Raw genomic sequence first — 15075 nt, 5'->3', positions numbered from 1 at the left:
GTACTGAACACTTTCTTCGTTTAAAATAGAAATAGTAATTTAGACCTTTAAATTTTATATGATGAGCTCAAATTATTTTGAAAAAAACAAATCTACCTGGAACGATAAAGTAAAAATCCATGCGGAAAGTGAGTTTTACGATATGAACGCTTTTAAAAAAGGAGAGACTACTTTAAAGCAGTATGAACTTAAGGCTTTACCAGACGTGAAAGGAAGAAGCCTGTTGCATTTGCAATGCCATTTTGGACAAGACACTTTAAGTTGGGCTAGGTTAGGCGCAAAGTGTGTTGGTGTAGATTTAAGTGATAAAGCTATAGATTTGGCGACATCGCTTAATCATGAATTGCAATTAGATTCTAAATTTATATGTTGTAATGTTTTAGACACCTCCAAACATATTAAGGAAACTTTTGATATTGTATTTACGAGTTATGGCGTTATTGGTTGGTTGCCAGATTTAAAGCCTTGGGGAAAAATGATTGCTGAGCGCTTAACTAAAGGAGGTGAGTTTTATATCGCAGAATTTCATCCAATAGTTTGGATGTTTGATTACTTAGAAAAAACACCAGTAATGCGTTATGCTTATAATAGAAAGGAAGTGATTTATGAAGAAGAACAAGGAACTTATGCAGATGAAGACGCTAATTTTGTGTCTAAAACCTATAGTTGGAATCATGGATTAAGTGAGGTGATTAATGCATTAACCGAAGCTGGTTTGCATATTGATTATTTAAACGAGTATGATGAAAGTCCTTATAACGTATTGCCAGACTTAGTTGAAACCAAATCTGGCAATTATGTTACCAAGGATAAATTATATCCTCTTATTTTTGAACTAAAAGCAACTAAGCTTTAGTTTTTAATTATAAGTTTTGAACTTATTAATTTCTCTTCTATAAAGAAAGACATTAAGTATGAACCAGACGCTAAATTTGATAAATCTATTGTTGCATTTTTAGCGTTTGTTTTTACAGCATTCATTTCCTGACCAAGTAAATTAAAGATTTTTATAGTAGATATTTTTCTGTTTGCTTGATATTTTATTGTGTTTTTAGTAGGATTAGGAAATACTTTGAAGGTTACATTTTCAAAATTATCTAAACCTAAAGTATTATCAGTAATTTCAATATTTGTAGTCGAAGAGTAATATCCACAAGTACCAGCTTCGTAGGTTACAACATAATTTCCAACTGTAGAAGAGGAGACATCAATACTACCTGTAGCACTATCAATTGTTAAGCCAGTTGTACTTGAAAAAACGCCACCTGAAACACCAGAAATTGTTGGAGTAGGATCAGAATCTGTTGTATCGTAAGAGATAGAAGCATAATTAAATTCGGTAAAATCGTTGTAATGAATATCGATATATTCTAGTACTACTGCTGCATAATCTTTAGCAAAAGGAACTAAAGTTTGTGGTCGAGTATCATAAACGTTTCCGTTATATGTGCCTAAATCTCTTACACGTCTATTAACCTCAGTCATAATACCATCTATTGTGCCTCCACCATCGTTTGATCCAGCATTTGTTCCACTTCCGTTTCCAGATCCATGTCTTCTATTGTTATAAAAGTTACCATTAAAATACGCATTGCCATGTGGTTGAGTATCGTCACAGCTTGAGTTTCCGTAATCAGAATTACTTGGTACTGCTCTGTAACCAGAAGTCACTCCGCAACCAGGATTTACATTATTGTTGTAAAACGTACCAGGAGCTTCTTGAAATAACTCACCTAAACTGTTATTACCTCTAACTAAGTCTTCAATATTTAGATTATTTATATTGTTATTAACTAAGTTTTTTATTGTTGATTTGTTTATAATAGTAGTTGTATTAATGGTACTTCCATTTAATTCTCCAGAAGTAATGTTATAACCAATTTCTATTCTTGGAATAGTATGGCTTTGTCCATGTAAGTCAATATACAACCCTTTTCCCCAATTATTTGTAACAGATGTGCTTGCTTGATCAATAAAGTTATGCCATGCATTCCAATGGTCTATCGCATCAGAATCTCCACAAGTAGCTTCGTTAATTTCTCTATTTGGGTCTAGTTTACTTCTGTGTAAATTATTAATAATAACGTGAGCGTAGCAACCTGTTAGGTTAAAAATTTCTTCTTGTATTTCTCTAACAAGTATGTCTGTATTATCATCTCTTTCTACAGTTCCACAGCTTCTATCTGGCAATGTGCTATCGTTATCAGGATAATTTGTTCCACCAATTGTAGAACCAGATTGTTTAACTCCACCATGAGGTGCAGATATAATAATTGGCAGATTTCCTGGAATGTACTCAATATATCCTCTTGTGTCTCCAGCAAATTGCTCATAAAAAACAGGAACTCCAGGTCCTGGAACTGGAGCGTTTTCTACAGCAAAATAGATAGTTTGTGTAATTTCACTATTAGTTGCACTGGTATCAAAATTACCATCAAAAGTTAATGCAGTAACACCATCTGATGTTATGGTTAACGATCCATTTCCGTTCCATCCATCTCCATACGTATCGTAAACAATTACGTAGTAACCTGTGTTTCCTCCTGTGTTTGGGTTGTTTGGATAATTAACAGCTGTAGTTGTTTCGTTATAAGGATTTCCAGCAGTACCAGAGCCATCATAACCATTATCAATAGTTTGTAGCAATACATTGTTAGGGCTATACAGCTCAACTTTATTCTCTGTGGACCATTGTGGCCAGTTAACCGTTAAAATTACATCAGAGTTTTGAGCAGTGGACATTAAGCATAAGCATACCAATATACCGAATAGTAGATTTGTTTTCATTAGTTTGGGTTTAATAAAATTTTTATCAATTATAATTAAGAAACGAAATTGATTGAATCATCAATCGCACTTCAAATCTTCGGCAAAATACATATATATTCGATAAAATACTACTTATTCTTAATTTATTTTAATAAATCTGGAAATTTAGCTTGAAAACGTTTTAATCTTGGAATAGAAACATTTTTTACATAAGGGTTGTTTGGGTTTAGCCTTTCGTAGTTTTGGTGATAGCCTTCTGCTTCCCAAAATTTTTGAAAAGGCATTACTTCTGCAGCTATTTTAGCATTCAGTAATTTCGCTAACGCTTCTTTTTTATTTAATATGATTTGTTTCTGTGTTTCATTTTGATAAAAAATAATAGAACGATACTGCGAGCCTCTATCTGGACCTTGACCATTGACTTGTGTAGGGTTTTGAGAACCAAAATACACATCTACAAGAGTTTTAAAACTAATTATTTTGGGATCGTAAATAACTTCTACAGCTTCGGCATGTCCTGTTCTGCCTGTGTTGCTAGACTCGTAAGTTGGGTTTTTGGTGTGGCCACCAGCATAACCATTTATTACTTCGCTTACACCTTTTACGCTTTCGTAAACAGCCTCAACACACCAAAAACAACCACTAGCAAAGTAAGCGCGTTCTAAACCGTTTTCTGCGTTTACTTGTATTGGTGTTGCTGATTTTAGATCTTCTTTAGGATTTGTGTTGTTTTGTGCATTATTTGCACAGCTAAATGCTAATATTGTAGTTAATGCTAGTAAGAGATTTTTCATTGTGTTTTTTAATTAGGTCTATTAAATATGAAAAAACTTATTTTAAAACCTGTTAAATTTTATATAAAAAAAAGGACTTAGCTAACTAAGTCCTTTTTAAAAGTATTGTAAGATTGCTATTTAAAGTTTAGCCATCATTTTTTTCATTTTTTCTTTTTGCTCTTCAGCTAAAGCTTGATCTACAAGTATTCTACCACTATGCTCATCTGTAATTATTTTTTTACGTGCAGCAATTTCCATTTGTACTTGTGGTGGAATTGTAAAATATGATCCTCCAGAGGCACCTCTTTCGATAGGTACTACTGCTAATCCGTTTTTTACATTTACTCTAATTCTATTATACGCTTTTACCAAACGCTCTTCAATTTTCTTTTTATAGTCTTCAGACTTTTTAATAAGTGCTTGCTCTTCTTTTTCAGTTTCAGCTAAAATGGCATCTAATTCACTCTTTTTATGTTTAAGGTGATTTTCACGCTCTTTTAAACGCTCTTTAGATTGCTCAATAACTTCTTTTTTCTGTTCTATTTGAGCTTTAAATTCTTTAATGTGCTTTTCAGCCAATTGGATTTCTAGTTCTTGAAATTCAACTTCTTTAGTTAGTGAGTTAAATTCTCTGTTATTTCTAACATTTTTTTGTTGCTCACTATATTTTTTGATTAAAGATTTAGATTCTTCAATTAGGTTTTTTCTAGCACTAATGTCGTTATCGATAGCATGTAAACTATCTTTAAGCTTTTCTAATCTTGTGTTTAATCCAGCAACTTCGTCTTCTAAATCGCTTACTTCTAAAGGAAGTTCTCCACGTACATTTCTAATTTCATCTATTCTAGAATCAATTAACTGTAAATCGTAAAGTGCTCTTAAACGCTCTTCTACAGTTACTTCTTTACTTTTTGCCATACTTTAAAAATACTTAACAGGATTGGTATTTATCTTTGATAAAATGATGGCAAAATTAGTAATTTTTTTTGTAAGAAATGCTACTATTCCGTTTTTTGTGTATTGTTCACTCTCATAATGGCCAATATCTGCAAGAATAAGTTTGTTTTCGGCAGTAAAAAAGTCGTGGTATTTTAAGTCTGCTGTTACAAAAACATCTGCTCCTGCTGCTTTTGCAGCTTGTATAGCAAAACTGCCAGAGCCTCCAAGTACTGCAACTTTTTTAATTGGTTTTTGTAATAAGTTGCTGTGTCTTATTACGTCGGTTTTCATTTTAGATTTTAAAAATTTAAGAAAATCTTGTTCTGATTGTTCTGTTTGTAGCTCTCCAATCATTCCCATTCCAATATTTTGGTTGGTGTTTTCTAAAGTAATAATTTCGTAGGCGACTTCTTCGTAACTGTGGTTTTCGAATAGAGTATTAATAATTTTAGGTTCTAAATCTTTGGCAAAAGTGACAGTAATTTTTGTTTCGTTTTCGTGGTGTTCTTCATTTTTTTCTCCTTTTGTAGGATTGCTATTTTCGTTGCCTTTAAAAGTGCCTAAGCCACTGGTGTTAAAACTACAATTGCTGTAATTACCAATAGATCCTGCTCCTGCTTTAAAAAGCGCTTGCCTTAATTGGTTTGCTTCTTGTTGAGGTGCATAAGTGGTTAATTTTTTTATGGTACCTGTTTGAGGTATTAATATTTTTGTTTTTGTAAGTTGTAATTGCTCACATATTATATGATTTACGCCTTGGTTTGAATTGTCTAAAGCAGTATGGATAGCATATAGGGCAATATTGTTTTTAATCGCTTTTATTACAACACGCTCTACATACGTTTTACCTGTTATTTTTTTTAAGCCTTTAAATACTATTGGATGAAAACTGACAATGAAGTTGCAATTATTTTCTATAGCTTCCTCTACAACAGCTTCAGTGGTATCTAAAGTAACTAATACACCTTTTAATTTTGTGTTTTTATCGCCAACTAGTAGTCCAACATTATCAAAATCTTCAGCATAAGAAAGTGGTGCAAAGTCTTCTAAATAATTTATTACGTCTTGTATAATCATATTATTTTATAAATTGATTTATTAACAAATATAAAATTTTTACTTTCGTTGCAAGCTAATGCTTTATCACAATATTTTAATGCGCTTTTTACGTTACTTACTTTTTCCTGTTGTTCCTATTTATTTTTTAATAACATGGGTTATAAACAAGTGCTATGATTTAGGTATTTTTAAATCTAAATCCTATGCTTTTCCTGTTATATGTGTTGGTAATTTGAGTGTTGGAGGTACTGGTAAATCGCCAATGATTGAGTATGTGATTGGACTCTTAAAAAATGATTATAAATTGGCTACCTTAAGTAGAGGTTATAAAAGAAAAAGTAGTGGTTTTGTAATTGCAGATACTACAACTAATGTTGAAGATATTGGCGATGAGCCATTTCAGTTTTATACTAAGTTTGGAGATGCTGTTACTGTTGCTGTGGATGCCAACAGACAAAATGGAATAGAGAATTTAATGCAAACACAACCTGATTTAGAAGTGATTTTGTTAGATGATGCTTACCAACATAGAAAAGTGAAGGCTGGCTTAAATATATTATTAACTACTTATTCTAATTTGTATTGTGATGATGTTGTATTACCAACAGGAAATTTACGTGAGCCTAAAGCAGGAGCAAAGCGAGCAGATTTAATAGTGGTTACAAAATGTCCGAAATCACTAACTATAAATGAAAAAGAGAAGATTAAAACCAGGCTTAAATTAAATAACAAGCAACAGTTATTTTTTAGTTATATTGAGTATTCTGACGAGGTGTTTTCTGCTTCGCAGGCATTAAAACTTAATGCTTTAAACGAATTTACATTGGTTACAGGAATTGCAAACGCAACACCTTTAGTAAATTATTTAGAAGAAGGTAACTCTACATTTAAGCATTTAGAATTTAAAGACCATCATTTTTTTAGTGATGAGGATATTAAAACTTTAGCTAGAGAGAAGGTGATTGTTACTACTGAAAAAGATTTTATGAGATTAAAATCATACAAAATTTTAGAAAACAAGCTTTATTATTTGCCTATTACTATTTCTATAGATTTTGATGAACAGTTTAAAGCAACACTTTTAAATTTTGTTGATTAAGTTAAAGTAACTCCATCATTAACTAAAGCATTGTATAATTTTTTCTCAAAGTCTTCTTGTTTAAAAGGTTTGGAAATAATATCTGTAAAACCAGCTTCGTCAAACTCCTGCATTTTATCTTCTATGGTTACAGCTGTAAGTGCAAATATGGTTAGGTTTTTATCAAATGCTCTTATTTGTTTAGTTGCTTCTATACCACTTATTCCAGGCATGTGAATATCCATTAATACTACATCGTAATTATTATTTTTAACTTGTTCTACTGCTGCTTCTCCATTATCTACGACTGTGCAGTTAAGTTTCATTTTAGTAAGTATTTTTTTAGTAATCATTTGGTTAATTTTGTTGTCTTCGACTACCAAAATTTTAATGTTACTAAGTTCAACTTCGTTAATCTCATTAAAGAAAGTTGGCTCTGCTTGTTTTATTGTTTTGTCACTATACTTCATTGGTAACTCAAAATAAAAAGTTGTACCTTTATTAAGTTCGTTTTTTAAATATATTTTTCCTTTTAAAATATCTATTAATCCTTTTACAATAGAAAGACCTAAACCAGTTCCTCCATATTTGCGATTAATTTGGATTGAGCCTTGCGAGAAGCTTTCAAAAATATTCTTTTGTTTTTCTTCGCTAATTCCAATACCATTATCTTCCACTTCAAAACGAATGCTATAAATTCCATTTTGCTCGTTAATTTTATAAATTCTTACCCAAATGTCTCCATTTTTGGTAAACTTAATTGAGTTGCCTATAAGATTAATTAAAATTTGTGATATTTTTAATTGATCTGCATTATAGTTTAACGGAAGGTTTTTATCGTATTCAAAATGAATTTTAGTATTGTTATTTGATGCAGAGTTACTTAAAGCGGAAATAACATTAGCTACTTTCTTTTTTAAATTGAATAGTTCTGGTTCAATTTCTACCTTATTCGCTTCTATTTTATTAATTTGAAGAATATCGTTTATAAAGGTTAGTAAATATTCGCCTGAGAATTTTAATGATTTTAAATGTTGTATCTGTTCTGGTTTTGGGTTTTCGTCCAAAAGCATATTAGTGAGACCTGTTACAGCATATAATGGAGTACGTAGCTCGTGTGTTACTGTAGATAAAAAGTTAGCTTTTGTTTTAGAGGCTAATTCGGCTTTTTCCATGGCCATAATTAATTCACTATTTTTTTTGTACAACATATTATTAGTTTTTAATCTAATATTATTGTTTTTGTAAAGTGATAATGTTAATAAGGATAATATGGTAATTAAGGCAATACTTAATATAGTAGTAAGTTTGTTAATTTTATTTTCGTCTTTTAAAGCTTCAAGATTAGCCAATTCGTTTTTTTGATATTCTGTGTTGTTATCTAGTAACAACTGTAGGCGTTTTTCTGGAGACGAATTTTTTCGTTTTACGTTTAATAACGAATCAGAAATATTAATATGTAGTTTTAGGTAAGTGTTTGCTATACCAAAATTACCTGCACTTTGATTTAAGTCGCTTAATACTAAGTACGCTTCACTTTTTAAATTAGAATAGCCATTTTTATTTGCAATATTATACCCTTTATTAACAACTTCTAATGCTTTTTCTAGTTGCCCTTGTTTGTATATTGTTTTACTATAATTTATTAGTGTACCACTTTCAATTTTTTCTAAATCGTACCTTCTAGAGAGTGCTAAAGCGGTTTCTAATAATTCTTTTGCTTTTTTGTATTTGCCTAATTGGTAATTTGCAATGCCTTCATTGAGAGTGCTTTCTGCTTCGTATTCATGTAAATCTTCTTGTTTAAATAGTGCTTTAGAAGATTTAAAATAATTAATGGCTTGCTCGTAATTTTTTAAGGCCATATATACGTAGCCTTTTGTTTTGTAGGTTTCGGCTAAATTTAAATTGTCTTTAGCAAAACGTTGTACTTCTATTGCCTTTACTAATGTTTTTCGAGCTTCTTCAGGCTCTTCAATGGTGTATTGTACCTTTCCTATTTTAGATAAAATAAGGCCTATTTGCTTTTTGTTGTCTATAGATTTGGCTAGTTCTAAACCTTTTTCTAGTTTATCTTTAGCTTCAAAATAATTATTATCATCAAAGAGTGATTGCGCTTGGTTAATTAGCACATTAATTTGAGAATCTACTTCTTCAACATTCTGAATAATAGTGGTTTCTTGAGCAGAAATATGTAGTGCTACAAAAAACGATATTAAGTAGATATAAGTCTTAAATCGGGACATTTTTTTGAATATGTAAGAACAAATATAGAAATTAATCCGATAAAAGCACTTTTTTTTCCGATAAATAGTAAATTAAATCAATTAATCTGCTAGAATACCCTGTCTCATTATCGTACCAACCTATGATTTTTATCATATTTCCAATAACGGAAGTCATTTGAGAATCGAATATACAGGAGTGTGGATTTCCAACAATATCTATGGAGACAATTGGGTCTTCTGTATATTCTAAAATGTTTTTATAATTTTCTGAAGCTGCTTTCTTAAAAGCGTTATTAATAGTGTTAATAGACACCTCTTTTTCTACATTTAAAGTAATATCCGTAAGCGAGCCATTTGCTACAGGTACTCTAATGCCGCAGCCTCCAATAACGTCTTGTAATTTAGGAAAAATTTTAGTTAATGCCTTGGCAGCTCCTGTTGTTGTTGGTACTATGGATTGTCCTGCAGCTCTTGCACGACGTAAATCTCGATGAGGTTGGTCGTGTAAACTTTGGTCTGTTGTGTAAGAATGAACCGTTGTTATGTAAGCCTGCTTAACACCACAGAGTTTATGTATTACATCAATCATTGGTGCAGCATTATTTGTAGTGCAAGAAGCGTTAGAGATTATACGCTCTGTGCCATCAATAAGATGGTGATTAACACCTAAAACTATGGTTTTAATATCGTCCTCTAAAGGAGGAACGCTAAGTATAACACGTTGTGCGCCATTATTAATATGTTGCTGAAGTGTTTCTGAGGTTTTAAATTTACCTGTTGCTTCAATCACAAAATCTGGAGAATATTTAGACCAATCTATATCTTCTGGATGATTTTTATTTAATAGTGGAAATTTAGCAGTATCAACTATAATATGATTAACGTCTGAAGTTATGTTAGCTTGCAAAACACCATGAATACTATCGTATTTTAGTAAATGTGCTAGTGTTTTAGCATTTGCTAAATCGTTGATAGCAACAACTGTAATGTCTTTATGTTCTAGCAAAAGACGAAATACACGTCTGCCAATTCTACCAAAACCATTAATGGCAACAGTAATCATTAATTAATGTGTTTTTGTGCTTTGTAAGACGAGCGTACAAGAGCACTACTCTCCACATGTCTAAAACCTAACTCTAAACCTATAGTTTTATATTCTTCAAACTGCTCTGGCAATATAAACTGTTTAACAGGTAAGTGTTTTTTACTAGGTTGTAAATATTGCCCAATAGTTACTACATCTACATCATTATCTTTAAGGTCGTGTAAAGTTTCAATTACTTCTTCTCTGGTTTCACCTAAACCCAACATTATGCCAGATTTGGTTCTGCGTTGTCCTTGTTGTTTTAAGTATTTTAATACACCAAGGCTTCTATCGTATTTTGCTTGTATTCTCACTTCTCTGGTGAGTCGTCTAACCGTTTCTATATTATGAGACACTACTTCTGGAGCAACATCAATAATTCTATCTATGTGTTTTTCAATACCTTGAAAATCTGGAATTAAAGTTTCTAGTGTTGTTTCAGGATTCATGCGTCGAACGGCTTTAACAGTTTCGCTCCACATAATGCTTCCCATATCCTTTAAATCATCACGATCTACACTAGTTAATACTGCGTGTTTAATTTGCATTAATTTTATGGAGCGTCCTACTTTTTCTGGCTCATCCCAATCTACAGTTTCTGGTCGCCCAGTTTTAACACCACAAAAGCCACAAGATCGTGTACATACATTACCTAAAATCATAAACGTAGCAGTGCCTTCGCCCCAGCATTCACCCATATTAGGACAACTACCAGAAGCACAAATAGTATTTAAGCTGTACTTATCTACCAGACTACGCAGTTCTTTGTATTTTTTTCCAGTTGGCAATTTTACGCGTAACCATTTTGGTTTTCCTTGTCTTTCTGGTAAAATATTAGATGTTGTTTCTGTAATCATAAATGCAATATTATTAGTGCAAAGATACGAACTATTTGGTACAATATTAAGTGAGGTAAATTATAGATTGGCTTTTATAAAATTGCAGTAAAAATTTTAACTTATTTGCAATTAGTATTAGTTTTTTTTAATAATATCAGCAAGCAGCTGCTTTGCTCTAAGCAATCTAACTTTTACATTGTTAATAGGTTGTTTAAGCTCTTCGGCCATTTCTTTATAGCTTAATTCTTGAAAAAATCTTAAATTAATTACCTCTTGGTAATGTGGTTTTAATTTTTTAATGTCGCGTAGTAATTTCGCTAAATTTTGTTCTGTAATTAGCTTGTCTTCTGCTGAAGGAGATTCGTCTGGAATTTGATAAGCTTTAGTTTCATTATCATTTATAATAGTTTCAGAAAGTTTATGCTTTTCTTTTCTTAATAAATCGATATGAATATTCTTAGATATAGTAATTAACCATGTACTAAACTTATAGTCGCTGTTGTAAGTTTCAATTTTATCAAACGCTTTAGAAAAAGTTCTAATGGTAATGTCTTCAGCGTCATTTTCGTTTTTCACACGCTTAAGCTGAAACAAATACACATCGTCCCAAAAAGTATTTAGTAAATATTTAAACGCTTTTTGATTGTTTAATTTGGCTAGTTCAATGGCATCGTTTATTTCCAATGTGTAGGTTTTGATATTAAATTAGATATAAATATAGTTAATTGAAAACCAACCAAAAAGAGTTCTAAAAAGGGTAGAAGCACAAGTAGGTCTAATTCTTTAAGTTTTTTTGCTGAAAACCCTATAATTAAATAATTCACAACACTTCTAATTATAATTAATGCCACAACAAACTTCCAAAGAAAAAGTGTTGATAATAAAACTATTGCAAACAGCCAAAACAATAGTTGCGAGGCATAGAATACACTTAGTATAATTTTATGTTTTACCTTGTATAAATTAGCAGTAGATACATGTCTTCTTTTTTGTGTAAACCAAGCCTTTAGTGTGGTTTTAGGCTTAGAATACGTAAAACTATCTTTACTAAAGCAAACTGTTGTGTTGTTGCTATTTGCGGCTTCATTAATAAATAAATCATCGTCACCAGAACGAACTTGTATATGTTTTATAAAACCATTAGTGTTAAAAAACTCTTCTTTTTTATAGGCTAAATTACGACCAACACCCATATAAGGCATGCCTAATTTCGCAAACGAAAAATATTGAATTGCTGTTAAAAGCGTTTCATAACGTATTAATTTATTTAAAAGCGAGTTTTTAATTTTATAATAAGCGCCATAGCCAAGTACAATAGATTGCGTGTTGTTTATTGGCGCTGTCATATTTGTTATCCAATTTAATGATACAGGTTTACAATCGGCATCTGTAAATAAAAGCAACTCGTGTTTAGCAGCTTTAATACCTAATGTTAACGCGTATTTTTTGTTTCCCCAAAAGGCTTCAATGTTTTTAACATTAACAATTTTTATGTTATCATGCAGTGTTTTAAAATGTTCCATCACTTCTAATGTGTTATCACTAGAGGCATCATTAATTAAAACAACTTCGAAGTTAGAATAGTTTTGGTTTAATATAGTTGGCAAAAAAGTTTTAAGATTGTCTTCTTCATTTTTTGCACATATAATGACTGAAACAGTAGCTGTATTAGAGTCTAGTTTTTTTGGTTTAGCAAAGGCAAAATTACCAAAAACAACACCATAATAAATAACCTGAATACATACTATAGCTACAAAAGTGTAGAACAGGATATCAAGTAATACCATGAAGTGCTAAGCGTGTTGAGTTTCGTTGCAATTCTCAAATTGGTCTGGAGATTTACCACAAAATCCACAAGCTTCACCTTCTTTATTAAGCATTGGATTTTGGCTAGCACATGTGCCTGCAAATTTACCGTCTTTTTTTGCCCAAATTTTAATGGCAATACCAGCAAAGGCAATACCCATTAGTAATAAAGTAATTAATATAAGTTTCACGAAAATGAAGAGTTTTAAATGTTTTACAAAGTTACAAAAATCTTAAGTATTTATTTAAATTTTGGTAAGTTGTCTTCTGCAAAATGTTGTTTTAACGACTTTTTGTGTCTTTTTGTCGTAAACACCTTTTTAGCAACGACTTCATTTTAATTAGCCATGATATTTAAATTAAATTATTCTCTAATTAACTAATACTTTGAAATTATGAAAAAATTATTAGCCGAGTTTTTCGGTACATTTTGGTTGGTTTTTGGAGGTTGTGGTAGTGCTATTTTTGCTGCAGGCTTTCCAGAACTTGGAATTGGATTTTTAGGCGTCTCATTAGCTTTTGGTTTAACAGTGCTTACAATGGCTTATGCTGTAGGTCATGTTTCTGGAGCGCATTTTAATCCAGCGGTAAGTATAGGTCTATGGGCTGGAGGAAAATTTCCAGCAAAAGATTTGCTAGGATATATTATTGCACAACTTGTTGGAGCTATTGTTGCGGCAGGAGCTCTTTATTTAATAGTTTCTGGTAAAGAAGGATTTACAGATATTGGAGGTTTTGCAGCTAATGGCTATGGTGCATTATCTCCTGGTGGTTACTCTATGACCTCTGCTTTGGTTGCTGAGTTTTTATTAACTCTGTTCTTTTTACTGGTAATTTTAGGAAGTACTTATCCTAAAGCGCCAAAAGGGTTTGCTGGTATTGCTATTGGTTTGGCTTTAACACTTATACATTTAATTAGTATTCCAATTACCAATACTTCTGTAAATCCTGCACGTTCTACAAGTCAGGCTTTATTTGCTGGAGGAGATTATCCTGCTCAATTATGGTTGTTTTGGTTGGCGCCAATTGCAGGAGCAATTATTGCAGGATTTATTCATAAAGCATTTTTTGATAAGGAATAATTAAAATGCGCTAAATAAAAAAGCCTCAATGTACATTGAGGCTTTTTTATTTACTGTTTAGCGTCTATTGCTTACTGTTTTTTAATAAAATTTCAGCAACAGAGTTGCCTTTATAAGTATTAGCTTCTCCTTTGTTTTCTATGGTAATATGTAATCCTAAAGCATCTTCAGAATAAGGTATAGGTTTAAGTTTTCTGTCTGATTCTTTTAAAATACCTAAATTAACCATTTTGCCTTCTATATCTGCCCACATTTGGTATTGTTGTTCTTCTGGTAATTGTGGTAGAGAAACCACATCAATTAATGAGGTTCTTTCTTTTGGATTTATATAGGCTACAGTTTTTAAATTTTTTGCTCTTTTGTTACCCTTAATCACATACTTTTCAGTCTCAGGGTTGTTTAATTGCAGAAACTGGTCCATAAGTGTACTTAACTTTTGGTTATTGTTTTGTATGTCTCCACGTAAATCAAAAATTTCATCTACAATTTTTTGGTTTTCGCCTTTTAATTGTTGATTTTGATCGTATAATATGTATGAAGAACCTGCAAATATTAAAGCGGCAAAACTTGCTGCAATAGCGTAACTAAACCAAGATTTTCTTTTTATAGTTTGTTGTTGTAAAGTCACAACAGGTTTTGTGTCTAAAGCTTCTAAAACAGAATTTAATACAGCTTTTGGAGCTTCAATGGCCTGAGTTTGCGCTACAAACTCTAAGTTGTCTTGTAATTTGTTGTAGGTGTCTTTGACTTGTGGGTATTTATTGATGTAGGATTCCACAAGTTTAGTTTCATCATAATCTGTTTGGCCTATTAAATATTTATCTAATAAGTCTGAATTTAAAAAAATAGTTATTTTATCATTCATGGCTATTCTATTCTGGATTGTAGATTTTTTTTAGTTCTCGCAATCCAATCTTTAATCTCGATTTTATTGTTCCTAAAGGTATTTCTAGTTCGTCGCTTGCTTCTTGTTGCGTCATACCTTCAAAAAAAAGCGCATTAATAACTACCTGATATTTTAAATCTAAGGTGTTAAGATGCTTTTTTATATCCATCACATCTAGATTTAAACTATTGGTTGTCATTTTATATACGTTAGAATCTTCAATCTGGACTTCTCTATTCGTTTTTTTTGAGGATGATCTAATTTTGTCAATTGCTGTGTTGTACGCAATTCTATAAAGCCAAGTAAATAACTTGGCTTTATTAGGATCGTAACTTTTGCCTTTTTTCCAGACTTTTATTAGGCTTTCTTGTAAGGCATCTTGTGCTAAATCATCGTCTTTATTTATTACTTTTTTTATAACACCAAAAAGTGCATCAGCATAATGCTCATATATGAGGGAAATAGCCTGTTTGTCGCTATTTTTTAAAAGTTCAATAATTTTATTTTCAATGGAAAAACTCAAGCTTAA

General features: G+C 31.4%; 15 protein-coding genes. 3 read left to right on the top strand and 12 right to left on the bottom strand.

Annotated elements, in window-relative coordinates:
- Positions 1 to 61 precede the first annotated feature (61 nt).
- Positions 62 to 856, top strand: coding sequence for a class I SAM-dependent methyltransferase (locus ACVC5O_RS11800; protein ID WP_452221685.1), 795 nt, complete (start codon positions 62 to 64; stop codon positions 854 to 856).
- Here the strand turns inward: ACVC5O_RS11800 and ACVC5O_RS11795 are convergent.
- The 4 genes from ACVC5O_RS11795 to ACVC5O_RS11780 all read right to left on the bottom strand — a co-directional run bounded on the left by ACVC5O_RS11795 (position 853) and on the right by ACVC5O_RS11780 (position 5561).
- Positions 853 to 2787, bottom strand: a complete 1935-nt coding sequence (locus tag ACVC5O_RS11795; protein WP_452221684.1) for a T9SS type A sorting domain-containing protein — start codon at positions 2785 to 2787, stop codon at positions 853 to 855. The genes ACVC5O_RS11800 and ACVC5O_RS11795 overlap by 4 nt on opposite strands.
- A 125-nt stretch (positions 2788 to 2912) precedes the next feature.
- Positions 2913 to 3563 (bottom strand): peptide-methionine (S)-S-oxide reductase MsrA, encoded by a 651-nt coding sequence (gene msrA, locus ACVC5O_RS11790; RefSeq protein ID WP_452221683.1) that lies wholly within the window; start codon positions 3561 to 3563, stop codon positions 2913 to 2915.
- A gap of 120 nt (positions 3564 to 3683) precedes the next feature.
- Entirely contained in the window at positions 3684 to 4463 is a 780-nt protein-coding gene (locus tag ACVC5O_RS11785; protein ID WP_452221682.1) for a zinc ribbon domain-containing protein, read from the bottom strand.
- A 3-nt stretch (positions 4464 to 4466) separates the two neighbouring features.
- Complete coding sequence (locus tag ACVC5O_RS11780; RefSeq protein ID WP_452221681.1) at positions 4467 to 5561, bottom strand: Nif3-like dinuclear metal center hexameric protein; 1095 nt, start codon at positions 5559 to 5561, stop codon at positions 4467 to 4469.
- Between the two features lie 58 nt (positions 5562 to 5619).
- Here ACVC5O_RS11780 and lpxK point away from each other — a divergent pair, with 58 nt between their 5' ends.
- Entirely contained in the window at positions 5620 to 6642 is a 1023-nt protein-coding gene (lpxK, locus tag ACVC5O_RS11775) for a tetraacyldisaccharide 4'-kinase (protein WP_452221680.1), read from the top strand.
- Here lpxK and ACVC5O_RS11770 read toward each other — a convergent pair.
- From ACVC5O_RS11770 to ACVC5O_RS11745, 6 genes are all read right to left on the bottom strand, one after another.
- On the bottom strand, positions 6639 to 8867 hold the full coding sequence (locus ACVC5O_RS11770; RefSeq protein WP_452221679.1) for an ATP-binding protein: 2229 nt from the start codon (positions 8865 to 8867) through the stop codon (positions 6639 to 6641). The genes lpxK and ACVC5O_RS11770 overlap by 4 nt on opposite strands.
- 31 nt (positions 8868 to 8898) lie before the next feature.
- The gene (gene gap / locus ACVC5O_RS11765; protein ID WP_452221678.1) at positions 8899 to 9912 is read right to left on the bottom strand and encodes a type I glyceraldehyde-3-phosphate dehydrogenase; all 1014 of its coding nucleotides are present in this window, start codon (positions 9910 to 9912) and stop codon (positions 8899 to 8901) included.
- Positions 9912 to 10790 carry a lipoyl synthase gene (gene lipA / locus ACVC5O_RS11760; protein ID WP_452221677.1) on the bottom strand — a complete coding sequence of 293 codons (879 nt, stop codon included), beginning with the start codon at positions 10788 to 10790 and terminating at the stop codon, positions 9912 to 9914. The genes gap and lipA overlap by 1 nt, the downstream gene beginning before the upstream one ends.
- Positions 10791 to 10907: 117 nt before the next feature.
- A complete protein-coding gene (locus ACVC5O_RS11755; protein WP_452221676.1) occupies positions 10908 to 11456 on the bottom strand; it encodes an RNA polymerase sigma factor in 549 nt (182 codons plus the stop codon).
- Positions 11447 to 12559 carry a glycosyltransferase gene (locus ACVC5O_RS11750; RefSeq protein WP_452221675.1) on the bottom strand — a complete coding sequence of 371 codons (1113 nt, stop codon included), beginning with the start codon at positions 12557 to 12559 and terminating at the stop codon, positions 11447 to 11449. Before ACVC5O_RS11750 ends, ACVC5O_RS11755 begins: the two co-directional genes overlap by 10 nt.
- A 6-nt stretch (positions 12560 to 12565) precedes the next feature.
- Positions 12566 to 12769: a membrane or secreted protein gene (locus ACVC5O_RS11745; protein WP_452221674.1), complete on the bottom strand. Its 204-nt coding sequence runs from the start codon at positions 12767 to 12769 to the stop codon at positions 12566 to 12568.
- Between the two features lie 204 nt (positions 12770 to 12973).
- On the opposite strand from ACVC5O_RS11745, the gene aqpZ reads away from it, so the two are divergent.
- Positions 12974 to 13660, top strand: a complete 687-nt coding sequence (gene aqpZ / locus ACVC5O_RS11740) for an aquaporin Z (RefSeq protein ID WP_452221673.1) — start codon at positions 12974 to 12976, stop codon at positions 13658 to 13660.
- A gap of 64 nt (positions 13661 to 13724) precedes the next feature.
- Here the strand turns inward: aqpZ and ACVC5O_RS11735 are convergent, their stop codons facing one another.
- Both ACVC5O_RS11735 and ACVC5O_RS11730 read right to left on the bottom strand, forming a co-directional pair.
- Positions 13725 to 14525 (bottom strand): anti-sigma factor domain-containing protein, encoded by an 801-nt coding sequence (locus tag ACVC5O_RS11735; RefSeq protein ID WP_452221672.1) that lies wholly within the window; start codon positions 14523 to 14525, stop codon positions 13725 to 13727.
- 7 nt (positions 14526 to 14532) lie between these two features.
- Positions 14533 to 15069 (bottom strand): RNA polymerase sigma factor, encoded by a 537-nt coding sequence (locus tag ACVC5O_RS11730; RefSeq protein ID WP_452221671.1) that lies wholly within the window; start codon positions 15067 to 15069, stop codon positions 14533 to 14535.
- Positions 15070 to 15075 lie beyond the last annotated feature (6 nt).

It is taken from the genome of Lacinutrix salivirga, from assembly GCF_053604675.1.
Note: the sequence above shows the minus strand (reverse complement) of the source record. Positions and strands in the feature narration are given on the sequence as shown.

Excerpts from the sequence above, each read along its gene's own strand:
- lpxK (WP_452221680.1), top strand. The coding sequence starts at position 5,620 with ATGCTTTATCACAATATTTTAATGCGCTTTTTACGTTACTTACTTTTT.
- ACVC5O_RS11750 (WP_452221675.1), bottom strand. The coding sequence starts at position 12,559 with ATGGTATTACTTGATATCCTGTTCTACACTTTTGTAGCTATAGTATGT.
- ACVC5O_RS11735 (WP_452221672.1), bottom strand. The coding sequence starts at position 14,525 with ATGAATGATAAAATAACTATTTTTTTAAATTCAGACTTATTAGATAAA.
- msrA (WP_452221683.1), bottom strand. The coding sequence starts at position 3,563 with ATGAAAAATCTCTTACTAGCATTAACTACAATATTAGCATTTAGCTGT.
- ACVC5O_RS11770 (WP_452221679.1), bottom strand. The coding sequence starts at position 8,867 with ATGTCCCGATTTAAGACTTATATCTACTTAATATCGTTTTTTGTAGCA.
- gap (WP_452221678.1), bottom strand. The coding sequence starts at position 9,912 with ATGATTACTGTTGCCATTAATGGTTTTGGTAGAATTGGCAGACGTGTA.
- ACVC5O_RS11795 (WP_452221684.1), bottom strand. The coding sequence starts at position 2,787 with ATGAAAACAAATCTACTATTCGGTATATTGGTATGCTTATGCTTAATG.
- lipA (WP_452221677.1), bottom strand. The coding sequence starts at position 10,790 with ATGATTACAGAAACAACATCTAATATTTTACCAGAAAGACAAGGAAAA.
- ACVC5O_RS11780 (WP_452221681.1), bottom strand. The coding sequence starts at position 5,561 with ATGATTATACAAGACGTAATAAATTATTTAGAAGACTTTGCACCACTT.
- aqpZ (WP_452221673.1), top strand. The coding sequence starts at position 12,974 with ATGAAAAAATTATTAGCCGAGTTTTTCGGTACATTTTGGTTGGTTTTT.
- ACVC5O_RS11785 (WP_452221682.1), bottom strand. The coding sequence starts at position 4,463 with ATGGCAAAAAGTAAAGAAGTAACTGTAGAAGAGCGTTTAAGAGCACTT.
- ACVC5O_RS11800 (WP_452221685.1), top strand. The coding sequence starts at position 62 with ATGAGCTCAAATTATTTTGAAAAAAACAAATCTACCTGGAACGATAAA.